Consider the following 18934-nt stretch of genomic DNA (forward strand, 5'->3'; position numbering starts at 1 on the left):
GGCATAATATTTGTTTCTAAATAATTTAACTAAATAATTACGCAAAACTAACTAAATTTGTATTGTCCAACAATAAAATAATCTACCGAAATGAAAACAAATGCATTAATTATTCGCAAAACACCACTTTATTTCCTAATAGGATTTTTGAGTTTGGCAATAACCTCTTGTGGTTCATATCAAAACAGCTCCTATTACGACAGTGATGGGGTTTATAACACAAATGGAGAGAAAGTTGTTGTAAAAGACAACAAAAATACATCATCTTCTGTTCAATATCAGCAGTATTTCCAATCATTGCAAAACACTGGGGATTCTGATGAAATATTCACTGATGTAAATAGCTATGGCAGCAACTACAATTCAGAAAATGATTCTATACAGGCACCATCAACAGGATATGCCTCTTGGGGAAGTTCTCCTCAAGAAACAACTATAACAGTTTATCCAGATACTTCATGGTATTTTGGCTACGGATGGGGATATCCTTATTATGGGTATGGATATGGATGGGGCTATCCTTATTACGGATGGGGCTACCCAGGCTATGGATGGGGCGGTTATCCGGGATATGGTTATCCAGGTTATGGCCACCACCATATAGCAACTCCTTATGCCTATAACTACAGCAGAAGAGGCTCCTCGTACACAGGAAACTATTCAAGAGGAAATTACTCAAATAGAGCTAGTTATTACAACAACAGATACAATAGTGGCAACAGAAACAGTATCTATAGCAACAGAAACGGTATCTATAATAATACCTATAATAGAAACAGCAGTAATATTGTAAACCGACAAGCCCCTACTTTTACAAATAGAAATAATTATTCCACTAATAGAAACAATTACTCTACTAACAGGAATAATAGCTATTCTACAAATTCTACTTCTAGAAACTACACACAAAGTCAGTCTAGAACTAGTAATTACACACAAAACAGAAGCAATACATCTACACAAAGATCCAGCTATACTCCAAGCAGCAATTCGTACAGAAGCAGTGGCAGTAATATGAGCGGAGGCACCAGAATGTCAGGTGGCGGTGGCGGAAGAATGTCTGGCGGAGGCGGCAGAAGGTAAAAATTCAAATCAAGAAAATTAACTAACTCTTAAGTTCAACCAGCATGAAAAAGAACCTCTTGTTACTTTTAGCAGCAGGATTAACATTCTCTACAGTACAATCACAAGAAATGAAAGACGCCATGCTTTATGCACAAAGCGAACTGCAAGGAACCGCTCGATTTACATCTATGAGCGGGGCTTTTGGAGCTTTGGGAGGAGACTTATCATCTCTAAATGTAAATCCGGCAGGATCTGCTATTTTCAACAATAACCAATTCGCCTCAACTATGGGGTTTTATGATACTAAAAATAATTCTAATTATTTTAGGACTTCAACTACCGCAAGTGAAAATACTTTTGACCTCAATCAGGCTGGAGGTGTTTTTGTTTTTAAGACTAGAGATCCCAATAATAGTGTGAAAAAATTCTCAATGTCTATCAATTATGAGAATACTAATAATTATAACAATTCTTTATTTTCAGCAGGAGTAAGTCCTATTAATTCGATAGCTAATTATTTTACAAGTTACGCTACTGGCGTTGAGCTGGAATTGTTAAGAAACAGTAATTATGCAGATTTGAACAATGGCGAACAGCAGGCTTTTCTTGGCTACCAAGGCTACATAATAAATCCAGTTTCCGACACTGATAAAAATACTTTATATACTTCTAATGTTCGGTCAGGGGGAAATTACTATCAGGAAAATAGCGTTTACTCTAATGGTTATAACGGAAAACTGATTTTCAATAGCGCAGTACAAATCAATAATTTATATTTTGGATTGAACCTGAATTCACATTTTACTGATTATGTCCAAGATACTAATTTTTATGAATCCAATAACAATACTTTAGATTTAGGTGACGATGGAGTCAGTAATTTAAATTTCTCAAATAGTCTTCATACTTTTGGCTCTGGTTTTTCGTTCCAATTTGGAACCATTGCTAAACTGAATGATAACATCCGTGTAGGTTTTACTTATGAATCGCCAACATGGTATAATTTACAAAATGAATTTTCGCAAAGACTAACTTCTATAACTACCAACATCAAAGAATCAAGACCTCCAAATGTAGTAGACCCGGTAATAATTAATTACTATGCACCTTACGATCTGCAGACTCCAGGGAGTTTGACTGGGAGCTTTGCCTATATTTTTGGGAAAATGGGACTAATTAGTATAGATTATAAATATAAAGATTACAGTAACACTGAATTTAGCCCAGAAAACAACCCCGTATTTAGAGCTCAAAATAGTATAATGCAAAACTCGTTAGGATCATCAAATGAGATAAGAGTCGGCGGTGAGTACAGAATACAAAATTTAAAACTAAGAGGAGGTTACCGTTTTGAAGGAAGTCCGTACAAAGATTCAGTAACTGTGGGAGATTTAAACAGTTTTTCGGGTGGATTAGGATATAATTTTGGATCTATAAAACTTGATTTTTCTTATGTACATGTTCATTCTACTTCTCAAGAACAGTTTTTCTCACAGGGATTTACCGAAAGAGCAGGAATAAATACATATAAAAATAATTACACAATGACTTTCACATTTGAAATGTAAAAAATATATGCTCCTAAAAAAGAAGCCACTTTTTGAGATATATTCAAAAGTGGCTTCTTTTTTTGTACAAAACTTTGATTCTTGTTATGAAAAACAAAATTTCCTGCTTAGCCCCGATAGAAGTGAAAATCCTTGTGTGCCGGGGTTCGGCTCACAAGATTGCAATGGATAGCGGGACAAATGTTCTTATATACTGCAAATCTTGTGCTACAAATCATTTTTATGCGACAAAGCGAGGCATTTTGGAGGGAAAGAGGCAGGGTTTCCACAAAAAATTGTAATTTTGCGGATTCCTAAATTATAAGGAATATAATATTATGAGAACGAAGTCTTTAAAAAAGAACAAAATAAATGTGATCACCCTTGGGTGTTCTAAAAATGTATATGACAGTGAAGTGCTGATGGGACAGCTTAAAGCTAGCGGAAAAGATGTGACCCATGAAGCCAAAGCCGAAGATGAAGGAAATATTATCGTGATAAATACCTGCGGATTTATTGATAATGCTAAAGCAGAATCAGTAAACATGATATTAGAATATGCTGATAAAAAAGAGAAAGGACTTGTAGATAAAGTTTTTGTAACGGGATGTTTATCTGAAAGATATCGTCCTGATTTAGAAAAAGAAATTCCGAATGTAGATCAATATTTTGGAACCACCGAATTGCCTGCTTTATTAAAAGCATTAGGAGCCGATTATAAGCATGAATTACTGGGAGAACGTTTGACAACAACTCCAAAAAACTATGCTTACTTGAAAATTTCAGAAGGCTGTGACAGACCATGCAGTTTTTGTGCAATTCCTTTAATGAGAGGGAAAAACGTTTCTCAGACTATTGAAAAATTAGTTAAAGAAGCTGAAGGTTTAGCAAGAGACGGTGTAAAAGAATTGATTTTGATTGCTCAGGATTTAACTTATTATGGTCTTGATCTTTATAAAAAAAGAGCTCTTGGCGAATTACTAGAAGCTTTGGTAAAAGTTGAAGGTATTGAATGGATTCGTCTGCACTACGCCTTCCCTACCGGTTTCCCAATGGATGTGCTTGAAATCATGAAGCGTGAGCCTAAGATTTGTAACTATATTGATATTCCGCTGCAGCACATTGCCGATTCTGTTTTGAAATCGATGCGCCGAGGAACTACTCAGGAAAAAACAACACAATTATTAAAAGATTTTAGAGCTGCGGTTCCTGGAATGGCAATCAGAACTACTTTAATTGTGGGTTATCCTGGAGAAACTGAAGAAGATTTTAATATTCTGAAAGACTTTGTTCAGGAAATGAAATTTGACAGAATGGGCTGTTTTGCTTATTCACATGAAGAAAATACTCATGCTTTTTTACTTGAAGACGATGTTCCTGCCGATGTAAAACAAGACCGTGCCAATGAAATCATGGAATTGCAATCGCAGATTTCCTGGGATTTGAATCAAGAGAAAGTGGGGAAAACTTTCAGATGTATTATTGATAGAAAAGAAGGCGGTCATTTTGTAGGCAGAACCGAATTTGACAGCCCGGATGTAGATAACGAAGTATTAATTGACGCTGCAAAACATTATGTAAAAACAGGTGATTTTGCAATGATTAAAATTATTGAAGCAACAGAATTTGATTTATACGGAGAACCAGTTTAAGTTTTTTAATTTTCAAGATTGTATTTTATGAGAACATTTAAAACAGCATTATTTATAGCATTTTTGATTTTGTCCGCCAACACCGTTTCGGCACAGTACAATAATGGTTATGGTGGTGGGTACGGCAACGGATACGGAGGAAGCGGATATGGCAGATCCAATCAAATGAATCAGATACCATCTACTCCAAGTGCTCCAAAACCTGTTCCTGTTGAAGAAACTGCCGGTAAAATAGTAGCTTATTATAAGAAAGAGCTAAATCTGGATGCACTTCAAGAAGTTGTTGTAAAAAACATCTACATCAAATCCTTAAAAAAAGAAGAGATTTTAATGAAAAAGGAGATTAGTGACGAAGAGAAAAAAGAAGAATTTAAAGTTCTAAGCGAAATGACAGAAATGGAAATAAAGCAAGTTTTGAACAAAGAACAAAAAGAGAAATTCAAAAACCTTATCGACGAAAGAAACAGCAAAATGGAAGCTCGAAAGCGCTAAGTTCATTATAAAAAACACTTGAATATCAAACATGAAAAAGTCCTTTTACTATCTCGTTATTATCTTTTTTGCCATCTCTTGCGGAACAAACCCTCATAAATCAAGCGAAAAAGTCTATAATGAACAAATAAATACTTTAAAAGAAACTATTGCAGCAAAAAGTGCCACCCCTTTACAAAGTGCTCCCTTTGTCGTAATTGACAGTGTTGCATACCGATACAACAATCAGCTGCTTAACTATAAAGATACACTTTCAAAAACTGACAGTAAGGTTTTACAAAACGGTATCGTCTCAGAATGGGTAGGTACAGTCAATTTTAATTTAAGAAAGCCTAATTTTATTATTATACATCATACGGCACAAGATTCTGTTCAGCAGACTTTAAAAACTTTTACATTAAAGCAAACCAGCGTAAGTGCACATTATGTGATAGCAAGAGACGGCAAAGTAATTCATATGCTGAACGACTATTTAAGAGCCTGGCATGCAGGAAATGGATCATGGGGCAGAAATACCGATATTAATTCTAGCTCACTTGGTATTGAATTGGACAATAATGGAATTGAACCTTTTTCAGATGTACAAATTAATTCGCTGTTAGCGCTTTTGACTAAATTAAAAAAAGATTATAATATTCCGACTCAAAATATTATTGGACATGCTGATATTGCTCCAACCAGAAAGAAAGACCCTAGTGCTCTATTTCCCTGGAAACTTTTGTCAGTAAATGGTTTTGGAGTCTGGCCAGATGATGAGCTTCCTTGTCCTCCACCAGAATTCAATGTTGAGCAGGGTTTACAAGTCATAGGCTATAGCACTAAAAATCTCCCAGCAGCCATTACAGCTTTTAAACTTCATTACATTCAGACAGAAGTTAATGATATTTTAGATGAAAAAACAATAAGCACTATCTATTCTGTCTACAAAAAATAGAAATACATATCTCATGAAAAGCGCTTTTTGAAGTAATCGAAAAGCGCTTTTTGCATTTTTAATTTTTCAAAAACAAAATTTCTGCCAAGCCTGTTTACTATTTTTTTAGTTATATTTAAATTTAAAAATCAACAAGTAATTGTCAAAAACACGATGACCGAACCAAAAATATGGCTGTCTTCACCACATATGGGAGGCTCCGAACTCAACTATATAAATGAAGCTTTTGACTCTAATTGGATTGGACCTTTTGGGCAAAATATCAAAGAATTCGAACATGATTTAGAAGAGTATTTATCTGCTGCTATTTTTGTAACTGCACTGAGTTCAGCAACAGCAGCTATTCACTTAGGCTTAATTCTTTTGAATGTAAGACCTAGCGATGTTGTTATTTGTCAATCCCTAACATTCGCAGCTTCAGTCAATCCGATTTTATACCAAGGAGCAACTCCCGTTTTCATTGACAGCGAACCAGAAACTTGGAATCTTTGTCCTATCGCTTTAGAAAATGCTATTGTAGATACAATTCATAAAGGTCAGATTCCAAAAGCAATAATCACAGTCCATTTATATGGAGCTCCATATAAAATAGACGAAATTAGAACCATAGCCGATAAATATAATATTCCGATTCTAGAAGATAGTGCCGAAGCTTTAGGAAGCAGTTACAAAGGTAGGAAATGCGGTACTTTTGGAGATGTTAGTGTCTTTTCATTCAATGGAAATAAAATCATAACCACCTCGGGAGGAGGAGCTATTATAACTTCCAGCCATCAGCTAAAGAAAAAAGTACAATTTCTTGCTTCGCAGGCCAAAGATGAAGCACCTCATTACCAGCACAGCGAACTGGGTTATAATTATCAAATGAGTAATATTTGTGCGGGTATTGGACGCGGACAAATGAAAGTTCTTGATAAACATATTGCGCTGCGAAGAGCAATGCATGATTTTTATGTATCTCTTTTTAAAAATATATCTGGAATTACAGTTTTCTCAACACCAAATCAAGACTATTTTTCCAATTATTGGCTGACATCTATACTTGTAGATCCTACTGAAACCAAAAATGGAATAGACAAAGAAACGATACGATTAACATTATTAGATGCTAATATTGAATGCAGACCTTTATGGAAACCAATGCATCTGCAGCCTTTATATGAGAACTATCCATATTATGGAGAAAAAATTTCAGAATCATTATTTGAAAACGGACTAAGTTTACCTTCTGGATCTAATTTGACAGATTCTGAGAAAGAGCGTATCCAGACTTGTTTCTTAAAACTATTAAGTTAACTTTACTATCTCCTAATAATATCAATAAACGTTTTTAAATCGTTTTTCCATTACTGGAATTAGGCGAAAACTTATCCTAAATAAAAAAGCTGCCAAAACCACTAAGGATTTTGACAGCCAAAAAAAAAATATCTTTTTATTTTTTTACAAGTTAAACCAAAACAATTTCTTTGATTAGAATCCGTAAACCACTGCTAAAAGCACTTGAGAAGCCGATTTAGTAGGAGCTAAATCTGAATCAGCAAAATACTCATCAGAATTAGAATCCATTCTAAACTCTGGAATAATAGTTAATCCGCTTACTTTATAGTTACCTGATAAAGTAAAAGAAGTTACTGATTGATCAGGATTGATTCCGTAATATAATGCATCTGCATTTTCTTTAGTTTGAAAATATTCAGCACGTAATCCTAAAGAAAAAGCATCTGTTAGAGCGTAAGATGGATAAATAGCTGCTCCTGTATAACCTACTTTATCTTCGTTTGAAAAATCTGCTACATTTAACCCTAATTTGAATTTCTCAGTAAGCTGGAATGTTGCAGTCAAATCTACAATAGTACCGCTCACAGAACCGTCCATAGCATTCAAGTAGACACTAACCCCTTCAGTCGCAAAAGACAATTGTCCTCCTACAGCATTCAATCCTTTTACTGGATCCGCTTTATAGGAATTCCAAGAATCATTGAATACACCTAACATTGCTCCAAATTTATCAGATATTTTATAATTTGCTTTTACACCTGCATTTTGGAATGGTCCATTACTAAACAAATAAGAAGTTGAATAAGCAAAATTACCCACTGGTGAAATCACCTCATACCCAATAAAAGTCCCCATATAACCAGCGGTGAAACTTAATTTGTCAGAAACCGCATAACTGGCATATAAATTCTGAATATGGAATGAATTCCCTTCATTTGCATCTGTGCCATCACCATTTAATATTGACTGATATTGTCCTCTTGGCCCAAAAGATACCTCACCAACAAAAGATACTTTCTTAATTGTTTTCTTCAAAGCAATATCCAGCATCCCTAAAGAAACAGAATTCTGATCTGTTCCAAAACTTGTACCAATATTAGGAACTTTTGCAAAATCATATTTGTAATATAAATCTCCAGAACCTGTAATTTCTAATGGAGTAGTTTCTGGTGCATCTTGTGCAAATGAAATACTAGTTGTTAACGCTAAAACTAAAATTGCTAATACTTTTTTCATGTTTTAAATGTGTTTTTGTTAGTAATTTAATCAATGGCTTTTCGGCCAGATTTTGGTTATTTTTTTCTTTCTTTAGAGCGAAATTATTAACTTTTCGTTAACATGAAAATTTTTTTAAAAGTTTCTGAGAAGAATTATTAATATCCGAAAATCAGCATGAAAATATGATCAAATTATGTTTTTTTTGCCCTTATTTTAAAAATTTAATAATGGCATTTTTTAAAAACACCCCAAAAATTTACGAGTGACAAATTTAATAGATTATCAAAAAACACATTTTTAACTAAAAAAAATTAAAATAAAAAATACACCCCCTATAAAAAATAGGGGTAGATGCAAAAATAATATATAAATAAAATATTCACTGAATTATTTTATAAGAGACATTCAAAACGAGTTTGATAATTTAAAAATGGACAAAAAAAATCCTCTAACACATGATTAAATACGTTGAAGGATTCTGATAAAAATCAATCCTTCCTATTAAGAAACAAACTCATTAAAAGCTTTAATCACATTGATTTCATATTCATAAAATTCGTTGATACTTAGTAATAGTGTGCAGATTTATAATTCTTAATATCATTTTAAATTTAGTCAGCACATCAATGTCTAACTCTCGTGTCAATCGATAATAATTTATAACTACTATATAAGAATGAAAATATAAAGCAAAAAAACAATTGAATAAATTAAATGTAATACTGTAAATCTCTTTAATGTTTTAGAGTAAGGCATAACCGCAAAGCAATGAAAACTAGAATAATATTAAAATAAATTATTTATTTTTTTGTACATTTAGTTTTCAAACTAACACAACTAACTCATTATGACACGAAAAGCAAACATTCAAGACTTAGACCAATTAACTAATCTATTTGATCAATATGTTGTTTTTTATAAAAATCCGTCCAATTATGAAAAACATAATGCCTATCTAAAAGAAAGAATAGAGAATAATGAAGCTATTATTTTTGTAGCTTCTGAAGATGAGAATCCTGATAAAATTATTGGTTTTGCACTCATCTACGTTACTTTTTCATCATTGGCACTCAATAAAATATTAATTCTAAATGACCTTTTTGTTGATCCTTCTGTGCGAAAAAAAGGAATTGGTGAAAAACTAATTGCACAAACAGAAGCTTTTGCAAAAGAACTGGGATCTAAAACCATTCGTTTAAGAACCGCCAAAAGTAATAACGCAGCCCAAAAATTATACCATAAAATGGGTTTTGTAAGAGAGGACTACCTTTATAGTTATGACCTTACGGTTTCATAATTAAAAAGCCTGCCAAAAGAAATATGGAGTGGATTAAAAAGCTCTAAACTGAAAAATGAGGACTTTGATCCTCATTTTTTAGTTATTATAAAAATCTAATTAGCAAAATTATTTTGGGATACTTCATTAATTATCTCATAAATTTTTTCTTTATCCAAAGGCTTTGTAATATAACCTGAAAATCCAGCTTTCATAATTCTTTCTTTGACCTCAGATGAAGAATGAGCCGTCTGGGCAATTACAGGTATATTTGGATTATCTTTTTTTATTATTTCAAAAGCTTCATAACCGTCCAGAACTGGCATTTTAATATCCATTAAAATCAAATCTATTTCAGAATTAGATTTACTCATATCCACTACTTCCTGACCATTTCGTGCTCTCAAAACGGTGTGCTTTTTTAATTCTAAAATTGTTTTTAATAATAGAAAGTTGATATTATCGTCCTCGGCAACTAAAATAATTTTGGAATCAGAGTTTTTATTAGGACATTCTTCATCGACTATCTTATTTTCCTCAATATATTCTTCGTAGATCAATGGAATTGTAAATATAAAAACAGAACCGCCTCCATGAACCGATTCAACATCGATTTCACCTCCAAGCATTTCCACATACGCTTTAGAAATAGACAAGCCTAATCCTAGACCGCTAAGTGATATTGAATAATCGTCTTCAACTCTTCGAAAACGGTCAAAAACAACTTTTAAATCATTTTTACTGATTCCAATACCCGTATCTTCAACTCTAAATTGCAGTAATTGTTCTTCCTTATTAATTGAATAACCAAATGCAACATGGCCATAATCTGTAAACTTTATAGCGTTTGTAAGCAGATTAACAATTATTTGCTTCAGTTTTACTTCGTCTGTCAAAATATTATTTTCTAATCGATCAGCACTTTTTTGAATATAAAAATCAATGTTTTTATCTTCTGGTATTGTAACTTTTAACGTATTATACAATTCATAAATGCATTTATCGATATCCAGACCTTTATAGTTGGGCATTATCAGTTTGGCGTCAATTTTTGACATTTCAATTAAATCTTCAATAATAGAAACAAGGCTTTTTCCGCTGCTATTAATGATTTTTAAATATTTCATTTTTAAATCTTCGCTTAAATTTTCGTTCAGCAGTAAATCCGAAAAACCAATAATAGCATTCATCGGCGTCCTAATTTCATGTGATAAATTTGCCAAAAAAGTAGACTTCAGCTTATCACTTTCCTCTGCTCTCTCTTTGGATTTTTCTAATTGAAATCGGTTTTTTCTATGATCCTCAAACAGGTTTCCAATGTGGCCAAATTCACCTGGTTCCCTTTTTAATAAGCTAATTGAAATTTCACGATCAGTTTCTAAAATATTAGTTACCAACCGCAGTGGCTTATAAATCCATTTTCTAGAATAATAGATAGCCGCTATAAGCCCTACCAAAGTAGTTATAACAATAATCAGCAATAATTCTTTGGTTTTTTCAAAATTAAGATACGAAGGTCTTTCAAACAATAATTCCGCAACTTCTTGATTACTAAAGTCTTTAAGCCCAATTAATGACCTTACTTTTTTATTACCGCTTGTATCTGCACTTTGATGATAAAAGAGCCTCACGTCTGAGGTAGAAATATCTTTTAAATTTTTAAAATAAGCTTTATCCAAAAGCCTAGCCATAAACATATATCCAGCTGGTTTTGTTTTTATTTTTCGGGGATCATTTGAAGAGTGAATAGTACCGCCAAACACTTCGATTACTCCTTCTGGAACTCTAGTGTAAAACCTTGAAAACTTAGTTTTATATAAGTTTTTCATTGCCTGCTCTGGGATAAAATCTTTGGTTTTAAAATGTGGTTTTGCAACGCTTGTAATGTACTTTTTATCCAGACCATAAACCGAAATAAAGTCTACTTCATAAGTCGGAAATTCATTTGCAATGTATTTTTTAAACCAAAGCGTGTCTTTTGATTTTGTAAAACTGACTAAAGCATCCCAATAAGTAAGATCATTTATGGTAACAATCTGAGTTTTTGAATTAAAATCAAATAGTCTGTTAACCTCAACTCTATACTGATTTGAATTGGCTTTAAAGACATCATTTTCCTGCTGGACTGTGTATAAATAAAGAGAACTGAAAAGCAACAAGAAGAGTGAACAAATACCAATGATTAACACCACTAATTTAAAATAAGTAGTCAATTTTAATGTTAATTTCATGCCGTTGCTATCATATAAAGTCAATCTTATTAGGTATCGAAAGAGTGGCGCAATATAGTTCTTTTTTTAGAATACAAAAAAACCAACTCATTGAAAAGTTGGTTCTTATATTTTTATAAACTAATTCCTGTTATTGTATTTCCTAAGTAATTCTCTAGTTTTCAAAGCCGATTCTTTAAGATCTTCATCTTTCCAGCTGCCTTCTGAAGAAGCTGATGTTTTTAGCATAGAACAGGTTTCATCCTTATCTGAAATTGACCAGGTTATCCAGCTTAATTTTCTTTCTTCCATCCAATCGATATATTCCTGCCATGCAGTATAATTCATAGGACCATCACCTGAAGCTTCCATCCCTGCCGATTCAGAAATAAATATAGGCAAACCGCTTTTTATTGCTTCATCTGTTCTGTCTCTAAGTTCTTTTTGATGCGTTGCAGCATAAAAATGCATCGTATACATCAAATTATCATAACCTTTTATAGGATCTGCAGCGGGCAGATTAACATCCTGATCCCATCTTGGGCTTCCAACCAGAATAATATTATCGGGGTCATTTGCCCTGATGACTTTGATTACTTCTTCGGCATAGGCTTTTACTTCGGGCCAGGTTTCATAATCTGGCTCGTTGAAAACCTCATAAATTACATTTGGATATTTCCCGTATTTCTTAGAGATTTCATCAAAATATTCTTTGGCTTCTTTCAAATTAACGTTATGGCTGTGCCAATCAATGATTACATAAATATCTGATTTGATTGCTCCTTTTATAACAGCTTCCAATTTTTCTTTAGAAAATTCAGGTTCCTTTATATAAGCATGCTGCCCAATTTCGATACCCAAGGCTGCTCGGACGATGTTACAATTAAAATCTTTTTTCAGCCAGTCTACCGCTTTCTCATTATAAAACCTAGGCCACATACTATGCCATCCAAAGCTTACCCCTCGCAAAACAATTGGCTTTTGGTTTTTATCAACCAATTGAGTTCCTTTTACACTAAGCTGTCCGTGCTTTTTGACGAATTGTGCGTTTACCAAGCTACAGCTAAATGCCAGCAAAAGCAGAATTATTTTTGATTTGAAGTTCATATTTATTATTTATTTTGAAATTAATACCTAATAGGTTTTCAAAACCTGTTAGGATAAATATTCATTGCTCTTAAATTAAGGAATTAATCGAAGCGTAATTACATCATGAGAAGCAATATCGGCAGTAAAATTCTTTTTGGTAGTTCCCGCTTCTTTGTTTTTCCAAAGATCTTTGATTTTGAAAACTGTTTTATTAAAATCGGCTACAAAGCCAAAATCGGCATCTTTGATTGGATTGTTTTTCCAGTCGAAATTGATTTTTTTAGCTGCGTCTGTTCTGTTCAAAAAAGTAATTGCCCAATTTCCATCAGATAATGGTTTTACCCAAACTTCCAATCCATCTTCAGCAGAAAGTTTAAATCCCTGAATTCCTAATTTATCTTGATTTACGGCAATAAGTTCTTTATTTGTTAGAATAGCCAAGGTTTTCTTAGACATTTTTCGATAATCATTTCCAGTAAATAATGGAGAAGACAGCATACACCATAAACTAAAATGTGCTTTATCTTCGGTATCATTCATTTCGTTACCCACTTCCATCATGTCAAAATCGTTCCAATGATCTGGACCGGAATATTTACGAATGTCTTTTCGCATATCGGCAATTTTCATGAATCCCCATGATGACCAATTTTCTGGATGCTTATATTCACAATCAAAACAAGGATAAATATCACCCGAAATTCTCCAAAGATTCCCCATAGGTGTTGCCCACTCCCACGGCTGATTGTCCCCCCATTCGCAAAGGCTGAAAACAATTGGACGACCAGCTGTTTTCAAAGCATTGCTCATTGTGTTATAGGCTTCCTTGGCCGTAATTCCCTGTGTGTTACACCAATCATATTTTAGAAAATCAATTCCAAGTTTAGCATAAAATCGGGCATCCTGATATTCATAACCGCGTGTTCCTGGATACCCAGCACACGTTTTTGTACCTGCACAATTATAAAGTCCAAATTTTAGACCTTTACTATGAACATACTCTATAAGATGCTCCATTCCACTTGGGAACTTTACTGGGTCAGGAACAAGATTTCCGTTTTCATCGCGCTCTTTTGCCATCCACCCGTCATCTAAAACTATATAATTGTATCCAGCATTTACCAATCCTGAGGACACCATTATATCTGCTGTTTCCTTAACTAATTTTTCATCAATATTTGTTGCAAAGGTATTCCAGGAATTCCACCCCATAGGCGGAGTCATGGCGAGACCTTCATATTTTCCAGCTGCTTGCTTGTAAACGTTTCCTTGTGAGAAACCTTGAAATGCTATACTGGCTAAAAGCACAGTCAAAAGTATTTTTTTCATTTTTAATATTGTTTTTGTATTACATTTTTTTAATGTTAGCCCGCAGATCTTACAAATTTTAGCAGATTTTTTCAAAACCTGAATGATCTTGTTTATCACTTTTTGCGTGAGGGATGGCAGTGGAGCTCTCCCGATTTTTCATCGGGAAGCGGGAACGAACAGCCCGACCCGGAGTTTTTACGAAGGGGCACGCCCAACTAACTTTTATTATTTTACTGCATTTATTTTTATTTCGGCTTTTTTGAGTCCGTTGCTGGTTGCTGTTAGCGTAATTTCACCTGTATCTCCAGTGGTTTGAACAATCACCTGAGCCAAACCGTTAAACAATTTGCGTTTGTAATTTTCAGCTTTAGTGATAATCTGAATTGTTCCCGGGTTTTGATTCACCACATCCCACTTGTATTTTTTCAATAAAGGCTGGGCAATAATTGCAATAGTGTTTTTACCTGAATGCAGTATTTGTTTGTCTAATACAAAGGTGTCCCCTTTTTTATTTTCTGGAATTTCACTACTGATTTTATGCCCGTTGATAAAAACAGACTGTTTTTTTCCAAGGCTGTTATAAAACAAATTAATTTCCGTTTCGTTATAGTTTGCAGGCAATTCAAATTCAGTTCTGTAAACAACTGCTTTTACTTTTTTGCCAAAAATAGTGTCTCTGTCATCAGTGAAAGCTTTTTGCCAAGATTCGGTTGCTACATTTTCCTGCGTTTCTTCTGAAACATTGAAATCAGCTGCTATTTTTTCCTTTAGATTTTCAATATTCAAAACTGTATTGGTTTCCAAATATTTATCAGCTTCTAGCGACGTTGGATTTCCATTGCCAACACCAATAATTTTTCCAGGACCAGTAATTGTAAAAGTCACTTCATTATCAGCAATTGGTACAGCAAGTCCCGATTTATCTTTGGCACTAACTGTAATCATTGCGATATCATTTTTGGAAGCCTCTATAGTATTTTTATTAGATGCCAAATTTAGAACAGCTTGTGCACCGGTAGTTTTCACCACTTCGGTTATAGTTTTCTTTCCGTTTTTGTATCCAATAGCTTCAAGCGTTCCGGGAGTATAATTAACATTCCATTCAAGATGTCCGTCTTTTTCCATTGTTTTTTTTCCTAAGCTTTTTTTGTTTAAAAAAAGCTCCACTTCGTCACAATTGCTATACGCCCAAACTTCAATACTTTGATTTTCCTTACCGGCCCAGTTCCAATGAGGCAAAAGATGCAGTGTCGGTTCATTCTGCCACCACGCTTTCAGGTACCAAGCAGTGTCTTTGTAAAATCCGCATTGATCCACCATTCCAAAATAAGAACCTGTAGAAGGATACTCGAAAGGAGTTGGCTCACCACGATAATCAAATCCTGTCCAAATGAACATTCCTGCCAGATACGGTCGGGAATTATAATGTTTCCAGCCGTTTTCTATACTTATAAAACTAGAACTTGGAGCTTTATCATAAGCAGGCATGATGTGTTTTTGGTTGTCTCGATAATATTCGCCACGAGTAGCATTTGTACTGCCCTCTTCGGTTCCCCAAATGGATTGATTTGGAAATAATTCATGCTGTTTATCAGTACTTTTATTAACGATATAATTAATTCCCAACAGGTCCATAACAGTAGTTATTCCGTTACTGCCAATGCCTCCGCTAAATGCGGCAGTTGCAGGTCTAGTATCGTCTATTGACTTTACAAAGGACTGCATAGAACTGGCAATTCTGGCACCTACTATGTCATTTTCAATTCCCCACTCTTCATTGCCGACGCTCCAGCTAATGATTGAAGGATGATTTCTGTCTCGTTCTATCATTTTTTTCACATCGTCAAGCTGTATATGTGTACTTCCCATCATACGATGTTCATCAATAACCAGCATTCCCAAACGATCACATGCCTCCAGTAATTCGGGAGTTGGAACGTTATGCGAGCAACGATAGGCGTTGCTCCCAAAAGATTTTAGGGTTTTGATTCTGAAATCCTGTAATGCATCTGGCATGGCTGCTCCTACTCCAGCGTGATCCTGATGATTGTTTGTTCCTTTTATTTTTACATGTTTTCCGTTAAGAAAAAAACCTTCATTGGCATCAAAACGGATTGTTCGGATTCCGAAAGTAGTCTGGAAAGTATCTGCCAGTTTATCCTCTTCGTAAACCGAAGTAACCATTTTATATAAATAAGGATTTTCGAGCGACCAAAGGGTTGCATTCTGCACTGCTAAATCTGTTGAAAAATCTTTAGTTTCTCTTGGATTTAAAGTACAGGAGTTAATTGTTTTTTCAGAAACAGTTTTACCGGCAGCATCTAGAACAGTTTGATTAATTCTGAATGATTTTGCAGTTTTACCTTCGTTTGTAAGTGTAACTAATGCACTAATTTCGTTGGTATTATCTTTTGTTTTTGTTTTCACAAAAGTACCGTTGTCAGGTACATGAAGTTCGTTGGTTTTATTAAGCCAGACATGACGATAAATTCCAGCCCCTTCGTAGAACCAGCCTTCTTCCATCGTGGCATCTACACGGACGGAGATTGTATTTTCACCTCCATAATTAATATAATCGGTTATGTCATATTCAACTCCCAGATAACCGCTGTCATGGTTTCCTAAATAATGACCGTTTATCCAAACAATTGAATTACGAAAAACGCCATCAAATGCAATATGGATTCTTCTTCCCAAATCACTTTCGGGAATGGTTATTTTTTTTCGGTACCAGCCGATGCTTTTGTCAGGAAAATTTCGGCCAATGGCTTTGAATCCGTGACTAAAACTGGCTTCAGGACTAAAACCCTGTTCTACAGCCCAGTCATGCGGAAGATCTAATTTGCGCCAGGAGCGGTCATCAAAAGAAGCATTTGCTGCTCCGTCACCAAAACCTGCTTTTGCTAAATAAGAAAAATAAGCTGTTCCGGTATTAAAATCTTTCTTCGTATCTGATGGGTGGCCAAAAGCAAATTTCCAATCTTTATCTAACGAAATACGTTCTCTTGGAGAATTTTTCGAAGCTGATTGCGAAAAAACAGAACAACTAAAACTTAAGTATATAAGTAGTAAAAAAGAGATGGGATTGAAACTTTTCATTTAATATTTTTTAATGGATAACCAAGTGTTTAACATACAAGTATAATCAATAGATTTTAAATATAATGATACTTTTTTCTCAAAATATGTTTATAAATCAACAGATTAACAAATTGCAGTCTTTAAAATTAAACATAGTGCATTCAATGAATTTTAATGATAAAAAAGTATAAAAAATATCCCCTAACTTTTCAATTAGGGGATATCTTACACTAACTCAATAAAATTAATTATTATTTTAAGACAAACCCTATATTATCAAATAATACAGTGTTTCCTCCGTCATTATTAGATTCTTGGAATGTTATCATAGTAACACTTGAAGGATTTCCTAACTTACTTAATGGGATTTCCATATATACCCAAGAAGTTGTTACAGGAATTACATAGTTTGCACCTCCATTTAAATTAAAATTAACTTGACCATTTTTCAAACCTTTAACGGCTATTCTAAGTGCTTTATATGGTGCCATATCAATATTAAAGCCCCAGTTACCACCGTCCCATCCGCCAAAAACCCATTGCCAAGATTTTAATCCTTGATAAGAGTCTCCAGTGTAATCAAAGTTAACACCCTGACCAGCCCAAGGACCTCCCCATTGAACACCATGCAGCTGATCATCATATAACGCTGTTCCGATAGCCTCAGCAGACGTTCCCGTACCAACACTATTAGTTACAGATATTTTTCTATGATTTGCATTAGCAGGTATTTTTACAACAATTTTATCTAATGTAAAAGAAACTATTGGAAGCGAAATTTCAGGCTGCGTTGCAGTTGCTGAAAGAGTAACTATTGGTCGTACAAAACCATCACCTGTTATTGTAACTTCATCACCAGCTACCGCATTTATAGGGTTAAAACTTACAATGGTAGGGGGTGCAGGTTCGACACCAACCTTAACTTGATTTGATTTACCATAATTTGTTTTTACAGTCAAAAGACCATAATCAAAATTCAACGGTATTTTTACATCAAATTTTGTAGTTGTTAATGAATTAGGGATTATATCAAGATTTGCAGAACCCAACGTTACAAATGTGATGCTATAAAAATTTAACCCCGTAACTGTTAAAATATCACCAGGAGCAGGATATTTATTAGACAGACTGACAATAAGAGGAGCCTTAGGCAAACTTCCTAAATTACCAACAATATGAATTATAGCATTTTCTGTTACAATATCTTTTGCAGATGCGGCTACATTTTCACCCCAAATTGTTAATGTCTGAACGCTCTTGTCCCAATTATCTTGAACTCCAATATCTAAAGAATTATCCATTGATTCAAATTCTTTGAACAAAGAAGCTATTGAAGTATATGTTTTGGTCTCTAAATACTCAGCTCCAATTGTTTCATCAAGATCTGAGGAAGGATTAGTAGGATCGACAACAATTCTTTCAGTTCTTTTTACACCAGATATAATATAGTTTAGTATTATTTTTTTTAACTCCAGCTTCGGAACTTCATCAACATTAGCATATCCATTTTTTTCAAAATACACTTCCATTGCATTGTTATTCGGTGCAAAAATGGTTAATGGCGTTATTTTAGAAAGAGAATCTAAAGATTTATTTAATCCGGTACGCTCCAATGATTTATAAAATACATCTAAATCAGGGTTATTGGATAATGTTCCTAGAAGCGAAGGTTTATTTTGGTTTTCCTCCTGTTCATATTTATCACACGATACACTAACAGTAATCAGCAATACCAAAACTGCCAAATACCTAAAAATTATTTTTTTCATAATTTTATTATT

The 18934-nt window shown here is 34.0% G+C and carries 13 protein-coding genes; 7 read left to right on the forward strand and 6 right to left on the reverse strand.

What is annotated here, in order from left to right:
- The first annotated feature begins 90 nt into the window (after positions 1–90).
- From C8P67_RS04600 to C8P67_RS04625, 6 genes are all read left to right on the forward strand, one after another.
- Positions 91–1083: a hypothetical protein gene (locus C8P67_RS04600; protein ID WP_115810842.1), complete on the forward strand. Its 993-nt coding sequence runs from the start codon at positions 91–93 to the stop codon at positions 1081–1083.
- Between the two features lie 44 nt (positions 1084–1127).
- Complete coding sequence (locus C8P67_RS04605; protein WP_115810844.1) at positions 1128–2633, forward strand: OmpP1/FadL family transporter; 1506 nt, start codon at positions 1128–1130, stop codon at positions 2631–2633.
- Between the two features lie 317 nt (positions 2634–2950).
- The gene (gene rimO / locus C8P67_RS04610; RefSeq protein WP_115810846.1) at positions 2951–4264 is read left to right on the forward strand and encodes a 30S ribosomal protein S12 methylthiotransferase RimO; all 1314 of its coding nucleotides are present in this window, start codon (positions 2951–2953) and stop codon (positions 4262–4264) included.
- Between the two features lie 27 nt (positions 4265–4291).
- Positions 4292–4756 carry a hypothetical protein gene (locus C8P67_RS04615; RefSeq protein ID WP_115810848.1) on the forward strand — a complete coding sequence of 155 codons (465 nt, stop codon included), beginning with the start codon at positions 4292–4294 and terminating at the stop codon, positions 4754–4756.
- 31 nt (positions 4757–4787) lie between these two features.
- Positions 4788–5690 (forward strand): N-acetylmuramoyl-L-alanine amidase, encoded by a 903-nt coding sequence (locus C8P67_RS04620; RefSeq protein ID WP_115810850.1) that lies wholly within the window; start codon positions 4788–4790, stop codon positions 5688–5690.
- 153 nt (positions 5691–5843) lie between these two features.
- Positions 5844–6986: a DegT/DnrJ/EryC1/StrS family aminotransferase gene (locus C8P67_RS04625; RefSeq protein ID WP_115810852.1), complete on the forward strand. Its 1143-nt coding sequence runs from the start codon at positions 5844–5846 to the stop codon at positions 6984–6986.
- Positions 6987–7160: 174 nt separating this feature from the next.
- Here the strand turns inward: C8P67_RS04625 and C8P67_RS04630 are convergent, their stop codons facing one another.
- Positions 7161–8204, reverse strand: a complete 1044-nt coding sequence (locus tag C8P67_RS04630) for a porin (RefSeq protein ID WP_115810854.1) — start codon at positions 8202–8204, stop codon at positions 7161–7163.
- A gap of 829 nt (positions 8205–9033) precedes the next feature.
- On the opposite strand from C8P67_RS04630, the gene C8P67_RS04635 reads away from it, so the two are divergent.
- Positions 9034–9483, forward strand: coding sequence for a GNAT family N-acetyltransferase (locus C8P67_RS04635; protein ID WP_115810856.1), 450 nt, complete (start codon positions 9034–9036; stop codon positions 9481–9483).
- Between the two features lie 95 nt (positions 9484–9578).
- Here the strand turns inward: C8P67_RS04635 and C8P67_RS04640 are convergent, their stop codons facing one another.
- The 5 genes from C8P67_RS04640 to C8P67_RS04660 form a co-directional block, all read right to left on the reverse strand.
- Complete coding sequence (locus C8P67_RS04640) at positions 9579–11693, reverse strand: ATP-binding protein (protein WP_115810858.1); 2115 nt, start codon at positions 11691–11693, stop codon at positions 9579–9581.
- 120 nt (positions 11694–11813) lie between these two features.
- Positions 11814–12779, reverse strand: a complete 966-nt coding sequence (locus C8P67_RS04645) for a glycoside hydrolase family 5 protein (RefSeq protein WP_115810860.1) — start codon at positions 12777–12779, stop codon at positions 11814–11816.
- Between the two features lie 75 nt (positions 12780–12854).
- Complete coding sequence (locus tag C8P67_RS04650) at positions 12855–14090, reverse strand: glycoside hydrolase family 27 protein (protein WP_115810862.1); 1236 nt, start codon at positions 14088–14090, stop codon at positions 12855–12857.
- 207 nt (positions 14091–14297) lie between these two features.
- Entirely contained in the window at positions 14298–17171 is a 2874-nt protein-coding gene (gene galA / locus C8P67_RS04655; protein ID WP_115810864.1) for a beta-galactosidase GalA, read from the reverse strand.
- 233 nt (positions 17172–17404) lie between these two features.
- Positions 17405–18922, reverse strand: coding sequence for a fasciclin domain-containing protein (locus tag C8P67_RS04660; protein WP_115810866.1), 1518 nt, complete (start codon positions 18920–18922; stop codon positions 17405–17407).
- Between the last annotated feature and the right edge of the window lie 12 nt (positions 18923–18934).

The sequence above is a fragment of the Flavobacterium aquicola genome (assembly GCF_003385115.1).
GTDB classification, from domain to species: domain Bacteria; phylum Bacteroidota; class Bacteroidia; order Flavobacteriales; family Flavobacteriaceae; genus Flavobacterium; species Flavobacterium aquicola.